The sequence below is a fragment of the Candidatus Alcyoniella australis genome (assembly GCA_030765605.1).
In the GTDB taxonomy this organism is placed as follows: domain Bacteria; phylum Lernaellota; class Lernaellaia; order JAVCCG01; family Alcyoniellaceae; genus Alcyoniella; species Alcyoniella australis.
Window position 1 is genome coordinate 13,618 of sequence record JAVCCG010000066.1, and the last position, 17,912, is coordinate 31,529.

The 17,912-nt window shown below is 65.1% G+C and carries 15 protein-coding genes; 3 read left to right on the forward strand and 12 right to left on the reverse strand.

What is annotated here, in order from left to right:
• Positions 1 to 26: 26 nt before the first annotated feature.
• Complete coding sequence (locus tag P9M14_07430) at positions 27 to 1,409, forward strand: C45 family peptidase (protein ID MDP8255561.1); 1,383 nt, start codon at positions 27 to 29, stop codon at positions 1,407 to 1,409.
• Between the two features lie 63 nt (positions 1,410 to 1,472).
• Here P9M14_07430 and P9M14_07435 read toward each other — a convergent pair whose 3' ends face one another.
• The 4 genes from P9M14_07435 to P9M14_07450 are packed head-to-tail and all read right to left on the reverse strand — an operon-like array spanning position 1,473 to position 9,673.
• Positions 1,473 to 4,118 carry an alpha-galactosidase gene (locus P9M14_07435; GenBank protein ID MDP8255562.1) on the reverse strand — a complete coding sequence of 882 codons (2,646 nt, stop codon included), beginning with the start codon at positions 4,116 to 4,118 and terminating at the stop codon, positions 1,473 to 1,475.
• A gap of 55 nt (positions 4,119 to 4,173) precedes the next feature.
• Complete coding sequence (locus P9M14_07440) at positions 4,174 to 5,841, reverse strand: hypothetical protein (GenBank protein ID MDP8255563.1); 1,668 nt, start codon at positions 5,839 to 5,841, stop codon at positions 4,174 to 4,176.
• Positions 5,842 to 5,869: 28 nt separating this feature from the next.
• Positions 5,870 to 7,885 (reverse strand): hypothetical protein, encoded by a 2,016-nt coding sequence (locus P9M14_07445; GenBank protein MDP8255564.1) that lies wholly within the window; start codon positions 7,883 to 7,885, stop codon positions 5,870 to 5,872.
• 57 nt (positions 7,886 to 7,942) lie between these two features.
• The gene (locus tag P9M14_07450) at positions 7,943 to 9,673 is read right to left on the reverse strand and encodes a hypothetical protein (GenBank protein ID MDP8255565.1); all 1,731 of its coding nucleotides are present in this window, start codon (positions 9,671 to 9,673) and stop codon (positions 7,943 to 7,945) included.
• Positions 9,674 to 9,868: 195 nt separating this feature from the next.
• Here P9M14_07450 and P9M14_07455 point away from each other — a divergent pair, with 195 nt between their 5' ends.
• A complete protein-coding gene (locus P9M14_07455) occupies positions 9,869 to 10,516 on the forward strand; it encodes a hypothetical protein (GenBank protein MDP8255566.1) in 648 nt (215 codons plus the stop codon).
• On the opposite strand, the gene P9M14_07460 is transcribed toward P9M14_07455, so the two are convergent.
• A complete protein-coding gene (locus P9M14_07460) occupies positions 10,507 to 11,724 on the reverse strand; it encodes a Xaa-Pro peptidase family protein (GenBank protein ID MDP8255567.1) in 1,218 nt (405 codons plus the stop codon). The two genes, P9M14_07455 and P9M14_07460, sit on opposite strands and share 10 nt — an antisense overlap.
• An 86-nt stretch (positions 11,725 to 11,810) precedes the next feature.
• On the opposite strand from P9M14_07460, the gene P9M14_07465 reads away from it, so the two are divergent.
• Positions 11,811 to 12,473, forward strand: a complete 663-nt coding sequence (locus P9M14_07465; GenBank protein ID MDP8255568.1) for a hypothetical protein — start codon at positions 11,811 to 11,813, stop codon at positions 12,471 to 12,473.
• A 63-nt stretch (positions 12,474 to 12,536) separates the two neighbouring features.
• On the opposite strand, the gene P9M14_07470 is transcribed toward P9M14_07465, so the two are convergent.
• From P9M14_07470 to mdh, 7 genes are all read right to left on the reverse strand, one after another.
• The gene (locus P9M14_07470) at positions 12,537 to 13,595 is read right to left on the reverse strand and encodes a PEGA domain-containing protein (protein MDP8255569.1); all 1,059 of its coding nucleotides are present in this window, start codon (positions 13,593 to 13,595) and stop codon (positions 12,537 to 12,539) included.
• A gap of 83 nt (positions 13,596 to 13,678) precedes the next feature.
• Positions 13,679 to 14,098, reverse strand: a complete 420-nt coding sequence (gene ndk / locus P9M14_07475) for a nucleoside-diphosphate kinase (protein ID MDP8255570.1) — start codon at positions 14,096 to 14,098, stop codon at positions 13,679 to 13,681.
• A 2-nt stretch (positions 14,099 to 14,100) separates the two neighbouring features.
• Positions 14,101 to 14,649, reverse strand: a complete 549-nt coding sequence (locus P9M14_07480) for a 2-oxoacid:acceptor oxidoreductase family protein (GenBank protein ID MDP8255571.1) — start codon at positions 14,647 to 14,649, stop codon at positions 14,101 to 14,103.
• 47 nt (positions 14,650 to 14,696) lie between these two features.
• Positions 14,697 to 15,518, reverse strand: coding sequence for a 2-oxoacid:ferredoxin oxidoreductase subunit beta (locus P9M14_07485; GenBank protein ID MDP8255572.1), 822 nt, complete (start codon positions 15,516 to 15,518; stop codon positions 14,697 to 14,699).
• A 1-nt stretch (position 15,519) separates the two neighbouring features.
• Positions 15,520 to 16,668, reverse strand: a complete 1,149-nt coding sequence (locus P9M14_07490; protein MDP8255573.1) for a 2-oxoacid:acceptor oxidoreductase subunit alpha — start codon at positions 16,666 to 16,668, stop codon at positions 15,520 to 15,522.
• Position 16,669: 1 nt separating this feature from the next.
• Complete coding sequence (locus P9M14_07495; protein ID MDP8255574.1) at positions 16,670 to 16,972, reverse strand: 4Fe-4S binding protein; 303 nt, start codon at positions 16,970 to 16,972, stop codon at positions 16,670 to 16,672.
• Positions 16,962 to 17,900: a malate dehydrogenase gene (mdh, locus tag P9M14_07500; protein ID MDP8255575.1), complete on the reverse strand. Its 939-nt coding sequence runs from the start codon at positions 17,898 to 17,900 to the stop codon at positions 16,962 to 16,964. The genes P9M14_07495 and mdh overlap by 11 nt, the downstream gene beginning before the upstream one ends.
• Between the last annotated feature and the right edge of the window lie 12 nt (positions 17,901 to 17,912).

Below are 17,912 nucleotides of genomic sequence, written 5' to 3' on the forward strand. Positions count from 1 at the left end.
TGCGCCAAAGCCAAGGGAGAAGGAAAATGATGCGCTACCTACTCGCCCTGTTGACGATCCTGCTGCTGTGCTGCTCGCTGCTGTTTGCCTTGGGCTGCGACCAGGATGACGACGATGACGACGACGATCAGGCCGACGACGACGCGGTTGACGACGATGACGACGATGACGACGACGAGGACTGGGAGCCGGTGCCGCCGCATCGCGAGCAGTACGAGCGCTTCTCCATCGTCTGGCTCGGCGGCACGCCCTACGAGATGGGCTATCAGCACGGCCAACTGCTGCACGAGGAGCTGGCCGCGGGCTACGACTGGCTCAACAGCCTGATCCCGATGGACCTAGCGCTGGACGTGCTGCGCACGCTGGGCCTGGTCGACCTGGCCTATGAGAACAGCTACCCCGAGGTCTTGGAGGAATGCCGCGGCCTGAGCGATGCGGCCGGGGACGTGGGCTGGTCCATGGACCTGTGCCTGCTGCTGAACTTCGGCGACGCGCTGGTCGAGTTCCTCGGCGATTTCTATTTGCCGTTTGACAAGGATCTGTTGCAGCCCGGCTGCAGCCAGGCGATCGCCACCGGGCCGGCCACGGCCGACGGCTCGCTGTACCACGCGCGCAGCCTGGACTGGGACAAGATCGACTTCATGCTCGACTACCCGGTAATCTTCGTGCGCCAGCCCACCGACGGCATCCCGCACGCATTCATCGGCTTCCCGGGCAACCTCAGCCCCTACTCGGGGATCAACGCCGAGGGGCTCTCCATCGCCTCCAACGAGGCCGACCCGCTGGACAACAGCCAGCACGACTTCGTCGGCCGCAGCCACGTGCAGCTGGTGGGGCACCTGCTAAGCAACGCGCACTCAATGGACGAGGCGGTCTCGATCGTGCAGTCCACCGACCACATGTGCGTCACGGTGATCACCGTGGCCGACGGCGTTGCCAAGCGCGGCGCGGTGTTTGAGATGACGGCTCAGGCCGTGGGGATTCGTGAGCTTGAAGACGGAGTGGTCTGGGCCACCAACCATTTCGAGGCGCCCGAGACCCGTGATCTGGACGCGGACCCGGTGGGCGTATCCAGCCGCTTGCGCTTCGACCGGCTCGAGCAGTTGCTCGATCCCGCGGGTGCGGACAGCCTCTACGGCACACTCGACGCCGAGGCGATGGTCGGAATCATGCGCGACCGGGTCGACCCCTACACAGGGCTGGAAAGCCCGGCCGACGAGTTCGACAACAACGGCAGCATTGCCACCAACGGCGCGATCTACCAGATGGTCTTCGCGCCCGCGGACCTGCATTTCTGGGTGGCGGCCGGCGGCATCCCGGTACCGCAACAGCCGTTCGTCGGCTTCAGCCTCGGCGAACTGTTGGGCCTGCCCGACGCGGTTCCGATCAACCCGCCGATCTACGAGTAGCCCGGCCTGATACGTCGCGGCGAGCGCCGTTGGGCAACGAGCATGGTCCGCTCGCGTGCCTTGCTACAGCTCCAAGCTGTCGGTGAATTCGATCTGCCACTGGATTGTCGGGAACCAGTCCGGCTCGCCGTTGCCCGGCGCCTTGTCAACCTGGACCACCTCGAAGTTCAGGGTGCCGACCCGGCCGGCGACGTTCCACTGCTGGTTGTCGATGGCGTAGCCCGTGGGCGCCTCGACCTGCGCCGCTGCGCTTGAGTAGCCCTGGGGAATGTAGATCGAGATCTGGTGCGCGAACGGCGCATGGGCCGTGCCGATCGAGCCCTGCTGCGCGCCGCTCAGGGTCAGCTGATCCGCGTCCCATTCCAGCGAGTCGATCACGCCCACGCCGCCGAGCACGTGGCGGTTGGTGCCCAACAGCTGCGGCCGCCCGAGCTTGGGCCGCAGGGCCACCGCTCGCGGCGAGTGCGCGGGCACAGTGATCCACAGCTCGCCCTGCTGTTCGCCCATAAAACTCTGGGTCCAGAACTCGAAGGCCAGATATGTCTGCTGCGGATCGAGTCCGGCCTGCGCGAAGTCCGCGCCCAGCAGGCGATCGCGGTCAACGATCATCGGATAGTCCACCTGAGTCAGGTCGCGATTGAGCCCCCAGTTGAGCAGGCCGAGCACAAAGTACGGCTCGTCGAAATCCGCGACCTCGAGGGCCCAGACCTCGGGGAACTCGCGGGTGAACAGATCCAGCGGCCTGCCGCCCACGCCCGTGGGCGGAATGATCCGGCGCAGGGAGTCCACGGCTTCGCCCGAGAGGTCGACCAGCCGGTCGCCGATCTTGACCAGGCCGCCTTGCAAGGCCACGGCCGTGGCAAAGGTCCGCGCCTCGTCGAGGGTCAGCGGCGGAATCCGCGGTTCGGAGTGGGAGCGGAAAAAGATCAGGTCCGGATGGTTGACCCAGACTCGGCCGTTGAAATAGTAGCGCCGCGCGGCCTCACGGTACTGCGGCTTTAGCCCCTGGTTCTCGGTAATCGCCAGCGGCCCGTAGGGGTCTTCGCTCTCGCCTTCCCAGGCGGGCATGGTGTCCAGGGTCATCCGCATCGAGTCGATCAGGCCGAAGTTGGGGCCGAGGATCGCCACGTTGAGCAGAAACACGTCCTCGCCCAGGCCCTGGCGCAGAGCCTGCACGCCGCGACGGTAGTACTCGATGCGCGTCAGCGACGGGTCGTACCAATCCTGCGTGAACATCGTCCAGTAGGCGAAGTCGAGCTTGAACCACTCGATGCCCCAGTCGCGCAGGCGCGTGGTGAGCGCGGTCAGATACTCGATCACCTCGGGATTGGACAGATCCAGCGTCGGGCCGTCGCCCGTGACCACGCCGTACAGCGGCTTGGTGATCCACTCGGGATGCTCGTTGTAGACCTGCGAATGCGTGGATGCGTGAAACGCCTCGACCCACAGCCCGGTATGAAAACCCAGATCCTTGGCGCGTTGCATCAACCACTCGATGCCGTTCTGATCGCCGTGGTCGGGGAAGCGCGCGGCGTTGACCAGCCAGTCGCCCTTGGCCGTCTGCCAGCCGTCGTCGATCTGGAAGTAGTTCATGCCCCAGCGCCGCAGCTCGCGGTCGGCGAAGTCCATGTTCTCGACGATGATCTGCTCGTTGATGTCCGTGCCGTAGCCGCCCGTGGACGAGCTGCCCGACCAGGAGTTCCAGCCCACGGGCACGCCGATCTCCGGATGGCGTTCGAGCCAGGTCTGGATCCCCAGCCAGGCCTTGAGCCGCTCGGCGTAGGTCTCCAGCGCCAGCTGCGGCGTACTCTGGCCCAAGTCAAAAATCAGCGTCTCGGAGATCCGCGAGCCTCCAGGGTAGAGCGGCGTGGGCGGATCGTATTCGCAGTCGGCGCGCAGGGCGATTCCCAGATCGTTTCCATGCAACGGCTCGTTGTAGATCACCGGCAGGGCGTGCTCAAAGGTCAGGAATCCCAGCGACAGACTGACGCCGCTGACCTGGTTGTAAAACAGCGCGCTCCAGTTCGAGAGCGAGCCCGCGGTGCCGGGAAGCAGCGGCTCGGCAAAGTCGATGGCATTGAGAAATCCGTTGGTCAGCACGCGCAGGTCGCCCTGCGCCCCGAGGTTCAGCGCCGAGTCCACCGGATCGTTGTAGAGCGGATAGAGCGCGCCGAGATTGAGCAGCTCGGCCGTGTCGTTGATCAGCTCGAACTGCATCAGCACGCAGCTCTTGCCGTCGAGCAATGTGAAGCTCTGCTTCAGGCCCGGGCCGCCGAACAGGCTGGCGAGGGCAACGTTGATCGTCATCCCCTGGCCCAATGCGTTTTGCGCGTCCGCCGACTCCCAGGTCGCGCTGTAGCCATCGGAGCTGCGCCAAATCTGCGCCGGCAGCAGCACATGGGATTGGGCCACGGCGCGCACGTTGAACAGCAGCGGGAAGTTCGCGGCGTCGAGCACGTCGTACACGCCGCGATCCAGATGGTAGAGCACGGCCACGTAACGGTTGCGGATCAACAGCTCGTCGCCGTTGACCAGCACCTCGACCTCATCGCCTGGTGCGTCGTCGTCGTCCCCGGCATCGTCGTCGCCCTCCGGCTCGCCGTCGTCGTCATCGTCGTCGTCCGACTCGCAGGCCGCGGCCAAGGCCAACAGCGCGCATAGCGCTAAGAGTAAGCATATCCAGATCCAGCGCAGCTTAGCGTCTCGCATGGGTCGCTCCCTTGAATTTCGAGTCAGCTTCTATGATGCCACAGCGGGCGGCCGCTCAGTAATCCGTGCTCGACGATTCTGTCCAGGCTGGCCCGTCGCAGCTGACATCCGCAGTGGACTCGGGAAACTGGGGCGGCTGGTCGAACGAGTGCGCCTGCCAGCCGGCTAGACGCTGCGCTTTCCTGACCAAAACGTTCGCCAGGGGATAGAACGGGTCGAGCCGTTGCAACCGCCTCCGGACCGGGCCGGGGGTCGCGCGATCGAGGTCTAGCAGCCACAGCCCGTGACTGCAGGAAACCAGGTAGGCCCTGCGGCGCTGCGAGTCCACGGCGATCCAGCGGATCCAGGGTGGGGCGCGCAGCCGTCCTTCCAGGCGATCGCCATGGTCAAGGTTGCGCAGCTCCAACAGCGGCGAGAGTCCGGCCAGCAGCAACAGCCCCTGCTGCGGGATCGGCGCAATCACACGCACGCCGGGAAACGCGCTGATGCTCGGCAGCGGCGCGAGGGTCTGCTCGTCAAAGACCAGTACCTCGGAGAGCATCGGCGCCGACAGCAGCAGCCGTCCGCGCTGGGCATCCAGGGCCAGTCGTTCGACCCTCGCCGGCACTGCAGCGTGTCGTAACGGCTCGAGGGTCTTTGGGTCGAGGGCCATCAATGGCTGGTCCCAGGCAGCGAGCAGCAGCGTGTCGCCCGTTGAGGAGAGCAGCAGATCTCCGGGCAGCCCGGGGTAACGTCCGCTGAGGGTCAGTCCATCGGCGCAGAACGCGTACAGGCCGGTGGCGCAATAGGCGTAGAGCAGACCGCGCTCGGCAAACCAGCTGGTGCGGCACTGGCTCAAGGCGTTTTGCGGCGGCCGGATCGGCCGCGACTCGAGCTGTTCGAGGGTCGCCGCGTCGAGCACCACGCTACGGTTCGTGTCCACGTCCAGGCACAGCAGCCGGCGCGAGCCCTCGTCCAAGGCCACCGCCTGAAATGCGGCACTGTCATCGAGTTGGACCCGCCGGTGCTGTTCGGGCGCGTCAGGATCGACCAGCAGCAGCGCTCGGCTGCCCATGTCGGTCAACACCAGCTCCCCGCTCCAGGGTAAGACCAGCGCCTGGTAGAACGGCCCGGGCAGTAGCTGCCTTAGGCTGTCGGACTCACGAAGCATCGTGTCGATCGGCAATGGCGCGAGCAGCCACGGCAGGTAGGCGGTCAGCACTACAGCGGCCGCAGGCAACAGCCTGGCGATGTTCCCCACCACTTTGCCCCGCGGCGCCCGGCAGGCCCAACAAGCGGCCGGTGCGCAGAGATCGACCAACAAAACCAGACGGCCGATCAGCCGTTGGCCGCGCTCCTGGGGCCGGCGCAGGGCCAAGCGCACCAGGCTAAAAACGTTGAGTGCTACGAAACCAGCCGCCGCAGGAGAGCGCCAAGTAATCGAGTCCCTGGTCCACAGCGGCGCGCAAAGCACCAGCGCCCCGCAAATCGCGGCCGCGCTCCCGGCAACCGCCGTGGCCGCGACCCTAGCGGCTCGACGCTGCTGGCGCGGCGTCAGCAGCAAGGCCGCCAGAACAGGGAGCAGTGCCCAGAACAGCGTGTGCAGCACGTCGAGCTGGCCGACCAGCGACACCATCGCGTGGAACGGATGGTCGTTGTCCGGCCCGTAGAGCCGTTTGAGCGCCCAGAGCAAAACGCCGATCAGCGCGGCCAGGTTCAGTGCAGCACGGACTACATAGAGCATCGCGCAGGCGGGGCGGCAACGCCGCGGATCATTCTTCGGGCCCGATGATGTTGAAGAAGCGCGCCAGCCAGTAGGCGTGCAGATAGTCCGCGCCGCCGCCGTCGCTCCAGTCCGACGCGGTCGCCTCGAAGCTGAACGCCCCGCTGACGAAGTAGTTGGTGCTCACGTCGCGCTGGAAAAACGGCACCGAGTACAGCCCCTGGTGCCTTCCGCCGTTCATCCAGTCGAACTTCCAGGGCAGGCAGGGCAGGGGCGAGGCGCACCAATCGGGATCGACGCGCAGGTCGATCTCGAAGTTCTGCTTGGGATAGGGGAACTCACGCAACGACCACAGCGACTCCTCGAGCACCCAGTCCAGGTCGGTCGGCGGGTCGGCAAAGGCGTAGGAGGCGATGGGCCAGAGCGCCTGGCGCGTGGGGCCCGAGCCGCGCATCCCGTTGATCCAGCCCTCTTGCAGCAGCTCGATCCGCGCCGGGTCCGCCGCCTGCACCAGGAACCAATAGGTCAGCGAGCCCACGGTGTTCAAATGCTGCCCGGACCAATCGGAGATGCCCCAGGCGTATATCATCCCGTTACCGATGCTGTGCCACGTATCCAGGTAGCCCACGGCCAGTTGTTCGTAGCGCTCAAAGAAGCGCTGCTCGCCGGTGGTCATGTAGGCCAGTAGACAGGCGCGAAGCTCATTGACCTGGCCGTCGAGGGCGACCCCGTTGTGATCGGCGATCAGCGCCGCGCGCTGGGCGATCCCCTGACGCAACGCGTCATATTCCGGCTCGTTGGGCAAAAGCAGCCAGGAGATGGTGTAGCCGTAGAACAATCCCTGGATCATGTCGTTGTTGCCCGGCGAGCGCCAATCGTATTGCTCGTAGGGCGGATCGGCCTGGTGCCAGCCCTCGGGGGGCTCGCCGTCGTGATAGCGCACGGTGCGCGCGAAGGTCGTGGGATCCTGCACTACGTCCTGGCACAGGAACAACGATTCCAGGGCGCGCAGCCAGTTGGCCAGCGCCTCGGGGTCCGCGGTCTCCAAATAGCGGTAGGCCTGGCTCGCCAAATAGCAGCCGGTCCACAGCAGGCCGTCGTACGACTCCTGGATCTGCAGCGGGTCCGAGCCGATCAGCGCGCGGCTGACCATGCCTTGGGGATTGAGGAACACGGACTGCATCTCCGCGTCGAAGTACTGCGCCTTGCGCGCCAGGGTCGGCGAGTAGGAGCGGGCGCGGATCATCTCCTCGGCCATGCTGATCTCGTCGATCCAGCGGTTGCGCAGGCGTAGCGCGGCGGGGTGTTCGCGGTACCAGTCGAAGTCCGAACGGAAGCGCGAGAAGTAATGCACGCCGAGCTGGAACTCGGGACGGTCGCGGTAACCCTCGTAGAACTCCAGGGAGTGGTAGCCGGTGATCATCGCCCAGATCAGGTTGTGCAGGAACTCGGGCATCGGCTCGTGGCTTGAGACGAAATAGTCGTTGTCCTCGTACAGCGGCTCACTCTCCGAGGGGCCGACCAGAGTCCAGCTCTCCTCGGCGCTGAACTCGCGCGCGGCGTCATCCGCGGATCGGTACTCGACGCGGAACGATTCGGCGTCAAGCTTCTCGGCCTGACCGTTGATCACGATCGGCTCGCCGTCGAGCTCGTTGCGCTCCAGCCCGTCGTAGCCGGCCATGAAGTCCGCGACCTCGAGCTCTAGGGCGATCTCGCCGCTGTACAGATCGATCCCGCCTGACCAGGCGCTGTGCACCTCGTATTCCACGTCGAGCCACGGGTCGTCGAAGGTCAACTCGTCGTAAGCCACACTGCGCGCGAAGTTCGGCCCCTCGGCGGCGGCACGCACCTCGACCAGGCCCGAGTAATCGCCGTGCAGCGAGTCGCTGCCCTGGACCTCGAAGCGCACAAACTCGTCGATCAGCAACTGTTGATCGTCATCGTCGTCATCGTTTATTGAGTCGTCGTCATCATCGTCGTCGTCGCCCGAGCTACACGCCACGCACAGCGCCAACGCGGCGACGACCAGCGTCAGGGCCGTCAGCCACCACACGATCTTCTGCATTGCTTGTCCCCGGCTGCTGATTTTTACCCCCGCGCGCCCAACGCCCGAGGCTGCAAATTAATCTACTTGAGCGGTCCAAAGATCGCCAGGACAGTCATCGATGAAAATCTCAGGCGGCCCGTAGATGCCCGTGGGCGCCTCCTCGCCGCTGTGCCAGTCCAGCAAGATCTGCATCAGACGGTTGGCCGGTCCGGCCACCAGGTAGAACGGATCGATCCGTTGCAGCGCTGAGCAGTGCGAACTCAGCGCGCGCTCCAGGTCGAGCTGCCAGACCCCCTTGCCGTTGGTGGTGACGTAGGCCCGGCCCGCGCCCGAGTCGACCTTGATGAAGCGCATCCACGGCGGCGCAGCCAGGCGCGCGACCAACGAGAAATCATCCAGTGAACGCAGCTCGATGATCGGCGAGAACCCGCCGAGCAGCAGCAGCCGACGCTGCGGATCAACGCCCACGGCGCGAACTCCGGGAAACGCGCGCAGCTCATGCACCAGACGGTAATCGGTCAGGTCGACCACGCTCACCGAGCCTGCGATCGGATGGGTGACGAACAGCCTGTCACCTTCGCGATCCAGGGCCATGCGCTCGCCGAAACGCGGTAAATGCACCGAGCGCTTGACCTCCAGCGTGCGCGGATCCAGAGCCAGCAGCTTCTCGGGCAGCCAGTGCGAGTTGACGTGGATCTCGTCGCGTTGCGGATCGATCAGCGCGTCCGTGGCCTGACCCATGTTGAAGCGCGCCCGCACTGTTACGCCGTCCGGGCAGAACAGCACAATGGCGTTGTTCGAGAGGGTGAACAGAATTTGCCGCCGCGCTTCCCAGAAAGTTTGGATCAACGTCTGGTCGGCAAACTCGCGGCTGGTGGAGCGCTCGCTGATGGTTTTCAGCGAGACCGCATCGAGCACCAGCGAGCGGCCAACAGCGAGCGTGATCAGCAGCACCCGGCCGACATCCTGGTCCAGGGCCAAGCCTTGGATCCCGCCGCGGATCGGGCCGATGTCCCGTACGTCGTCGGGGCGTAGTGGATCGACCCGCACCAGATGGTGTATGTCATCCCGCGCCAGTAAAAGCGCACCATCGCGACTGTCGAGCTCGAGTTTGTAATAGCTGCCGGCCTGTAGCTGGCTCAGGGCCGGGTCGATGCGCGGAAAGTCCGTCACCGGCCGCGGCAGCAGCAGCAGCGGCACAAGTACGCTGGAGCACACGATCAGCGCCGGGATCGGCCGCAGCCAGGCGAAGAGCAGCGGACGCCTCGCTGACGACGCCGACCACAGCGGCAGCGGCAGCAACACATCCGCCATGACCGCCAGGCGCAGCAGCAGCTTGCGTCCGCCCTCGCTCAGACGTCCGGCCCAGTGCACCCGACACAGCACCCAGACGTTGAGTCCGATGAGGGCGCAGGGCACGGCCAGCCAGGGGCTGGGCGGGACGTCGGGCCGGGCGATTGAGATCGCCACCGCGGGCAGCGCTCCGGCCACGATCCCCAGCGCCGGGCACAGCGCGCCCCAATGCGTCCCACGCAGGTCCGCTGGGCCGTTGCGCGGCAACAGCAGCAACAACAGAAACGCCGGCAGCGTGCCGTAGAACGCCGCGCGATACAGGTCGAATTGGCCGAGAATGTCGAACAGCGGATCGATCAGCCCCAGGTCGAGGCGGGCCGATAGCGCGTTAAAGCCGATCTCGCTTACGCAGAAGCACAGCAGCGCCAGCCGCAGCAGATAAATTGCCAGGGCTGTCATCCCGCGACGCGCGGCCAGCGCGCGCCCGAGTCCGGCGGGACCGTCAAAGGACATAGATTGCACAGAGCCTATTACACGCTACGCCACCGAACAACACGGGGCGCCTTTGAGACGTCCTCAAAACTCGCGCAGTACGATGGTCGTTAAACAACGTCCCTTTCCGCGTCGCAACAAGCGTAGTTAATCCTCAGATACAATCCAGGTCGAGTTGTGCGCGTCCAAGCGCTTTTAGCTATGCTGTGCAGCGTCATGCGCAAACACGTCAACTCCCTGCTGATCGTTGCCGCGATAATCGCGATGTTCGCGGGCTACCGCTTTATCACCGGGCCCCGCGGCTTTCGCGCGGTGGTTACGCCGCTGGTGGTGTTGGGCGATGAGCCGTTGCAGGTGGCCGTCAGCATTATCGAGCCGATCGAAATCGAACTGAAAAAGGGCCGGGCGATCCTTACGCCGTTCGCCTACTACGCCGTGGCCGCGCGCATCGGCGGTCGTAAACGCTACGGCGGAGAGTGGCCGGCGCGACTGGCGCGCTACGACCTGTTGCTGCTGTGGGGCGAGCTTGCCACGCAGCCGATCGACGACATCGAGTTCAAACAGGAGATGCGCTGGTACTCCTTCCGCCTGCCCCGCAACAGCCCCCGCGACCTGCAATACGTGTCCCGACACTCGGCCAACAATCACATGATCCCGGGCAGCTCCAACCTGCGGCGCGCGATCTCGCGGCTCGATGAGGGCGACATTGTGCTGCTCGAGGGTTATCTGGTCGACATCAGCGGCGAATACGACGGCGGCCCGATCTACTGGAACTCCAGCCGCACGCGGGAAGATGGGGGTAACGGCGCCTGCGAGGTGTTCCTGCTGACCTCGCTGACCAGGGACGGCAAAGTCTACAGATAGTCCGTGACTAAAATCAGGCCGTGCGGATGGTCGCAGAGGCTGACCAATCCCTGGTCCGTCACCAAGTAGGTATTCTCCAACCCGGCCGGTCCGATCTGCGGTAAAAAGGCCTTGGGCTCCACCGCGATAATCATTCCCGCTTGCAGCTCGAGTTCCACGCGGTCGGCGATCACCGGCAGCTCGTCGAGTTCCAGACCCACGCCGTGACCGAAGAATTTGACCCGATTCTCGCCGAATCCCATGAAGCCCGGCGGCTCGCCGACCTGCTTGGCCCAGGCGTCGACCTCGCAGAAGACATCGGCGCAAGTACGACCCGGACGCGCCGCGGACTCCAGACGTTGCAGCGCCTCGACGCAAAAATCGTGGGCCGCGCGCAGCTGCGGAGGCGGATCGGCACCGAGAAAGAACGTGCGCGCGTTGTCCGAGTGGTAGCCGTTGTACATCGTCACCATGTCGCTCATAAAGCTGCTGTCGGCGACGATCGTGTTGCGTCCCGCGCCCGCGGCCACCGAAGGGTAAGGCGCCTCGCCGCCCACCGGGCCGTCGAAGTTGGTCGGGTAACTCGCCGACGCGCCGGAGACCGCCATGATCAGCGCCAGCTCCTGGCCCATGCGTCGCAGCCGCAGCACGCCGCCGTGCCCCAGCCGTCGCAGCTGGGCCTCGATCAGCGCCGATAGCTCGAGTTCGCTGATGCCGGGCTTAAGCTGCGTGGGGATGTAGCGTAGCGCGCCCATCGCCTGTTGCGCGGCCCCGCGCAGTTGCTCGATCTCCCACTGCGATTTGGTTGCGCGTTGTAGGCGAATGGTCGGGGCCAGGTCCTTGATCTCGACCGTGTCCAGAGCCTTGGCCAGCCGCAGATAGGTCGATGCGGGAATCACGTCCAGCGTCAGGCCCGCCGCACCCTGGGTACACAGCTGCGTCAGCTCAGCGGCCAGCGCGCGAAATCCCGGGAACGGTTGGACCTCCACCGACGCCTCAAAGGCCGCGCGCTCGCGGCTGGCGCGCACGTAGAACACCGTTGGTCCGGACGCGGGCACCAGCAGCACGCCGTCCTGCAGCGAGCCGCAGTAGTACAGCAGGTCGCTCTTGTGCTCGATCCAGGCCGCGGCGATCCCCTGGCGCTCGAGGGCCGTTCGCAGGGCGGCCAGGCGCGCGTCGATCTCGCCTTTGGGCGTGAGAAATTGCTTGTGGCTCTGCGTCAACGGCAATCGAACCTCCCGGCTGCTTTGTGGCAATCCGTCTCTATGGCGAATATTATAGAATTGTCGGCAAGGCAACAAACGGAGGTCAACCAATGAAAACCGCTACGCGCCTGCTGTTGGCCCTGGCGATCTGCGCGGCCCTGGCCGCACCCGCCATCGCCAGAACAGCCTCCGATCTGACCGCCACGCTGATCGTGCATTCCCAGGAGGGAGGTGCGCACATCTACATCGACGGCCGCTTGCGCGCCAAAATGGACGTCACGTCCCACGAAATTATTATCGACGGCATTGAGTCCGGCGGGCACAGCCTGCGCATTACCGACTTCACCGAACTCGAGGTCTGGTGGGAAGGCCCGCTGGAGATCAAGCCGGGCTTCACCGCTCGCGCCGTGGCCGAGCCCGGGCAGTTTACGATCTACAACAAACCGCCGACCCACATTGGGACACGAACTCCGACCCACGAGCTGCCCAACGATATGGTCGGTTACGTCCAGGTGCGCTCGAACGAGCAGCGACCGCTATCGATCTTCATCGACCTGCAAGACCAGGGGATGGTCGGCCGCGGCGCGGTGATCGGACCGCTGGACGTGGCCGCGGGCGAGCACTACCTGCGGGCGGTGGACCCGAACACCGGCGGCCTGGTTTGCTCGGGCCTAATCGACGTGCGACCCGGCGCAACGCTGGTCATCGCGATCTCGCGCGGCGCACCGCTGAGCTCCCCCTCCCGGCCGCGCGCCGTGATCCCTGGATTCTAGGGCGGCTTAGAGCCGCCACGAAACACGCGAAATGATTAGGGTACTACGCGTGTACCGGCTTCCTCAGCGATCGAGGTCCTGGTAGATCACGTCGAGGCTGGTGGCTTGGTCGAGCTTGATGGTGACGAACAGCCGTCGGCCGTGATGCTCGTCAGGAGGACGCAGTTCCAGGCGATGTACGCCGACGGGCAGCTTGACGCTCAGCGGCGTGACGCCGAGCTGTTCGTCGTCGAGAAAAACATTGCACTGAACGTCCGAGCGCAGCTCGATGGTCCCCTCCCAGCGCATGACCTTCTTCCAGACCCGCCCTTCCTCGATCTGGACCTCGAAGCTCTCGCGGATGCCCAGGGCATCGTTGCGCAGCTCTACGCTGTGCAGACCGGCTTCGATGTCCTCACGCCACATCGGCGTGGCGCCGATGAACCGCCCGTCCATCCAGACCTTGACCACCGGCTCGGTCTTGAGCGCGAAGGTGGCTTTGCCCGAGGCGAGCTTGACCTCGATTCGTTTGCGTTGGTTGGGCTTGAGCGTAAAGGTCGTCAGCTGCGGCTGGTGATCGACCAGCTCCGCGCGCAGGGTGTGCTCCACACCCGCGCTCGTCGATTCGATGGTCAGCGGAGTCGAGCCGGGCACACGTTTGCCGTCGAGCCAGATCGCTGCGCCCGGCGGCACGCTGATCACCTCGAGCTGTCCGCTGAGCTCGGGCTGGTCGCCCGACATGTCGAACAACGAGTCGGCCGGACGCCTGCGGTGGAACGAGAACCCCTCGTAGGTGAACGCCGAAAGCCGCAGCCCGGAGAAGTCGGTCTGCTCCAGAAATCCCGGCTCGCCGCCCTGGGGCAGCAGGTAGAGGCCGGGCTCGCCCTGGGCGTTGCGCCGCACCTCGTAGCTGCCGCGCCGCACCTCGTAGCGGTCCTCGAGCTGGTCGTGGTCAGTATCGACGTGGATTACCCACACGTACTCGTGGTCGGCCGAGAACTCGATGAACCCGTACTGGTAATCGCTGCCCACGTTGCCCGCGAACAGAAACTGGCCCACCGCGTCCTCAATCGAGACCGCGGCCAACGCCGTACCGGCCAACGCCAAGATCAAAATCAACGCGACGGCCAGCGAACGGTACATTAATAATCCAGGATAGCCAGGGTTTTTCATGATGGTTCGTAACGAAGCGTGCGCCGCAGTAGATCCATCATGAATGACCCAGGCTAAATGCGTTCCATCGCGTTGAAAAAGTAGCCGGTCTCGAACGCCGCTGTATCCGGGGCGTCCGAGCCGTGCACCGAGTTTTCCGACAGCGACTCGCCGATCTGGGCGCGCAATGTGCCCGGGGCCGCGTTGGCCGGATTGGTGGCGCCCATGATCTCGCGCCAGCGGACGATGGCGTTCTCGCCCTCGAGAATCAGCGCCACGATCGGACCCGAGGCCATGAACTGGCATAGCTCGTCGAAAAACGGCTTGCCGCGATGCACGGCGTAGAAGCCGCCGGCCTGCTCGACCGAGAGCTGCATCAGCTTCATCGCCCTGAGCCCCAGCCCCTCGGCCTCGATGCGTGAAAGAACGGTGCCCACGTGGCCCGCGGCCACGGCGTTGGGCTTAACGATTGCGAAAGTCAATTCTGTTGCCATTGCTATGCCGCCTTGCGGGCCGCCTCGAAGCCTGCCTCGAGCGCCCGCTTGTTGAGGTCTTCGGTCCCCTTGGGGACGCGGTTGAGTACAGCCTGTTCGATGGCCTCGCGAGTGACCACGCCGGTGAGCGCGACCAGCGCGCCCAGGGCCACGATGTTTGCCACCATCTGTTTGCCCAATTGGTCGCGGGCGATGGCCAGGAATGGAATGCAGATCACTTTTTCCCAAGGCCCCTTTGGAATGCCGCCGACCTGATCGGTGTCAAGCAGCAGCGTGCCCGTGGCCTTGAGGTCGTCGACGTACTTGTTGCAGCTCTCCTGAGTCAGGGCCAGCAGCACGTCGAGGTTTTCGCACTTGGGATAGTCGATGTCCTCCTGGCTGATGATCACCTCGCTCTTGCTGGCGCCGCCGCGGGCCTCGGGCCCGTAGCTCTGGGTCTGCACCGCCCGCTTGCCGTCGTACAGCACGGCGGCCTCGGCCAGGATGATTCCCGCCAGCACCAACCCCTGTCCACCGGATCCAGCGAGTCGCAGCTCGATTTTTCTCGACATCGAACGTCTCCTGTTGGGTTCCTATTGCGCTCTGTTGTTTACACCGTTTAAGAGGATGCGCCCCGCGCCTCCTCGATGATCTTGTCGTAGCGTTCGGCGAACTCGGACCGCTCGACATGATGCAGCACGCCGACCAGCAGCTTGCCGCGGATGTCCTCGATCGGCAGCTTGTCCGCGGCCTCAACGCTGACCGTCAGATCTTTGTAGCGCGCGATCATCTGCGCCGGCGTGCGCAGGTTGTTGCGCCGACCGTACTGAGTCGGGCAGTCCTCGAGCACTTCGACCACGCTGAACCCCTTATGTTCGATCGCCTGCTGAATCACGCGATCAAGCAGCCGCACGTGATAGGTCGTGGATCGGGCGACGAAGGTCGCGCCCGCGGCCTTAGCCAGCTCGGCGAAGTCGAACGGGTCGTTGGGATTGCCCAGCGGCGTGGTGGTTGACATACGGTTCATCGGCGTGGTCGGGCTCTGCTGACCGCCGGTCATGCCGTAGATCAGGTTGTTGAAGATGATCAGCGTTATGTCCAGGTTGCGTCGGCAGCCGTGGATGAAGTGGTTGCCGCCGATCGCCACCGCGTCGCCGTCGCCCGAGGTGATGATCACCTTGAGATCGGGCTTGACCAGCTTGAGCCCGGTGGCAAAGGGGATCGCCCGGCCGTGGGTGGTGTGCAGCGTGTTGACGTCCACGTAGCCCGGCAGTCGGCTGGCGCAGCCGATGCCCGAGACCAGGCACAGCTCGTCTTTGGAGAGCTTGAGCCGGTCGATGGCCCGCAGCAGCGCCTTGAGCACTATCCCGTGGCCGCAGCCGGGGCACCAGATGTGGGGCAGGTTCTCGGTCCGCAGATATTGGTAGTAGTCGAAAGCCACGTCAGAAGCTCTCCCTGATCATGCGCTGGATCTGCGAGGGGGTGATGATCTCGCAGTCCACGCGGTTGATGCGCTTGATTTGGGCCTGTCCCTTGGCCGCCATGGTGACGATCTCGAACAGCTGGCCCATGTTCATCTCGGGGACGATGAAGGTATCGACATTTGCGGCGAGCTGCTCGATCTCGTCCTGGGGGAAGGGCCAGATCGTCTTGAGCCGGAACAGTCCGACCTTGCGGCCGTTGGCCCGCGCCCGTTTGACCGCGGCGATGGCCGAACGCGCTACGGCGCCGGCCGCGACCACCACGACCTTGGCGTCGTCGAGGAACCGGCCGTCGTACTCGATGATGTCATGGCGGTTTTTAATCACTTTGCGCACGATGCGGCGCTCCTGGCGGCCGATGCTGGTCGGATCGTTGGTCGGGAAACCGCTGTCGTCGTGGTACAGGCCGGTGACGTGAAAACGGTAGCCCTCGCCAAAGGCGCTGATCGTCGGGATGTCGCCCTCGTAGGGCTGGTAATTGTCCGGGTCGCGCCGCGGGCGGCGGCGGTCGTAGACCTTGAGCTCGCCGACCACGGGCATGGTGAACGCCTCGCGCATGTGGCCGATGATCTCGTCCGAGAGCAGGATCACCGGCGTGCGGTAGTGCTCGGCAAGATTGAAGGCGCGCACGGTGAGCTCGAAGCACTCGGTCACCGAAGCGGGGTAGAGCGCGATCGACGGGTGGTCGCCGTGGGTCCCCCAGCGCGCCTGCATGATGTCGCCCTGGCTCGAGCCGGTGGGAACGCCGGTGCTCGGGCCGCCGCGTTGCACGTCGATGATCACGCAGGGAATCTCGGCGATGCAGCCGTAGCCGATGTTCTCCTGCATCAGCGAGAAGCCCGGGCCCGAGGTGGCGGTCAGCGACTTGACCCCGCCCAGGCTGGCGCCGAGCACCGAGGCGATGCTGGCGATCTCGTCCTCCATCTGAATGAAGTGCCCGCCGTTTTGCGGCAGACGGAACGAGAGGATCTCGGCGATCTCGGTCGAGGGAGTGATCGGATAGCCGCCGAAGAAACGGCATCCGGCGTAGATCGCCGCCTCGGCGCAGGCCTCGTTGCCGCTCATCAGCCGCAGCCCGGGGCTGTAGACCATCGACTCGCGCCAACCCATCTCAGGCCTCCGCTTTTTTCTCGTCCAGGTCGAACACCGCGATGGCGAAGTCCGGACAGCGCAGCTCGCACATCATGCACTTGGTGCAGGCCGCCAGGTTGACCACCACCACGTGGGTCTGCCGCAGCTCGAGCACGTTCGCCGGGCAGAACTCGACGCAGATCCCGCAGGCCTTGCAGAAATCCTCGCGAATCTCGATGCGCGGCGGCTTGCGTTTCTTGTTCTTGGTTTTATTTTTGGGCCGGGGCGCGGCCCGTGCCGCAGGCTTGCCCGCGGCCGCTGGGGCCTGTTTGTCAGTACCCATGTTTGTTCAGAACCTCCACAAGCTCCCCAACCGCGTCGGCCGAGCGTTGCATCGCGGCCAATTCGTCTTGGTTCAGCTCGATCTCGAAGATCTGTTCCACGCCCTTTCCTCCGAGCAGGATCGGTACGCCGATGTACAGGCCGTCGATCCCGTACTGCCCGCTGAGCAGCGCGGAACAGGGTATCACGCGTCGACGGTCGTTGATGTAGGCCGCGGCCATACGCACGGCCGAGGCGCTGGGGGAATAGTAGGCGCTACCGGTCTTGAGCAGCGCGACGATCTCGCCGCCGGCCATCCGGGTGCGCTGAACCAGGGCCTCGATCCGCTCCGGAGCCAGCAGCGTGGTCAGCGGGATGCCGCCCACCGAGCTCAGCCGCGGCAGGGGCACCATCTGGTCGCCGTGCCCGCCCATCACGAACGCCACGATGTCCTCGACGCTGACCTTGAGCTCCATGCCGATAAAGGCGCGGAAACGTGAGGAGTCGAGCAGCCCGGCCATGCCCACCACCCGGTGGCTGGGGAAGCCCGAGGCCTTGAGCGCCACGTGACACATCGCGTCCAGCGGGTTGGTGACAACGATCACGAACGCGTCGGGGCTGTGCTGCGTGGAGCTGCGTACAACTTCGGAAACGACCTCGGCGTTGCGCAGCAGCAAGTCGTCGCGGCTCATCCCCGGTTTGCGCGCCAGTCCGGCGGTAACGATGATCACGTCCGAGTTCGCGGTTTCGGCATAGTCGTTGGTGCCCACCAGCGTAACGTCGATGTCCTCCAGCGGCGCGGTCTCGGTCAGGTCGAGGCACTTGCCCTGGGGCACGCCCTGGACCACGTCGACCAGCACCACGTCGCCCAGATCTTTGCTCGCCACCCAGTGCGCCGCGGTGGCGCCGACGTTCCCCGCACCGATAATCGTGATCTTTGCCCGTCTCATCTTAAAATCTCC

What these genes read in the sequence shown, in the direction of transcription:
- P9M14_07430 (MDP8255561.1), top strand. Translation starts at nt 27, where the DNA reads ATGATGCGCTACCTACTCGCCCTGTTGACGATCCTGCTGCTGTGCTGC.
- P9M14_07435 (MDP8255562.1), bottom strand. Translation starts at nt 4,118, where the DNA reads ATGCGAGACGCTAAGCTGCGCTGGATCTGGATATGCTTACTCTTAGCG.
- P9M14_07440 (MDP8255563.1), bottom strand. Translation starts at nt 5,841, where the DNA reads ATGCTCTATGTAGTCCGTGCTGCACTGAACCTGGCCGCGCTGATCGGC.
- P9M14_07445 (MDP8255564.1), bottom strand. Translation starts at nt 7,885, where the DNA reads ATGCAGAAGATCGTGTGGTGGCTGACGGCCCTGACGCTGGTCGTCGCC.
- P9M14_07450 (MDP8255565.1), bottom strand. Translation starts at nt 9,673, where the DNA reads ATGTCCTTTGACGGTCCCGCCGGACTCGGGCGCGCGCTGGCCGCGCGT.
- P9M14_07455 (MDP8255566.1), top strand. Translation starts at nt 9,869, where the DNA reads ATGCGCAAACACGTCAACTCCCTGCTGATCGTTGCCGCGATAATCGCG.
- P9M14_07465 (MDP8255568.1), top strand. Translation starts at nt 11,811, where the DNA reads ATGAAAACCGCTACGCGCCTGCTGTTGGCCCTGGCGATCTGCGCGGCC.
- P9M14_07470 (MDP8255569.1), bottom strand. Translation starts at nt 13,595, where the DNA reads ATGTACCGTTCGCTGGCCGTCGCGTTGATTTTGATCTTGGCGTTGGCC.
- ndk (MDP8255570.1), bottom strand. Translation starts at nt 14,098, where the DNA reads ATGGCAACAGAATTGACTTTCGCAATCGTTAAGCCCAACGCCGTGGCC.
- P9M14_07480 (MDP8255571.1), bottom strand. Translation starts at nt 14,649, where the DNA reads ATGTCGAGAAAAATCGAGCTGCGACTCGCTGGATCCGGTGGACAGGGG.
- P9M14_07490 (MDP8255573.1), bottom strand. Translation starts at nt 16,668, where the DNA reads ATGGGTTGGCGCGAGTCGATGGTCTACAGCCCCGGGCTGCGGCTGATG.
- P9M14_07495 (MDP8255574.1), bottom strand. Translation starts at nt 16,972, where the DNA reads ATGGGTACTGACAAACAGGCCCCAGCGGCCGCGGGCAAGCCTGCGGCA.
- mdh (MDP8255575.1), bottom strand. Translation starts at nt 17,900, where the DNA reads ATGAGACGGGCAAAGATCACGATTATCGGTGCGGGGAACGTCGGCGCC.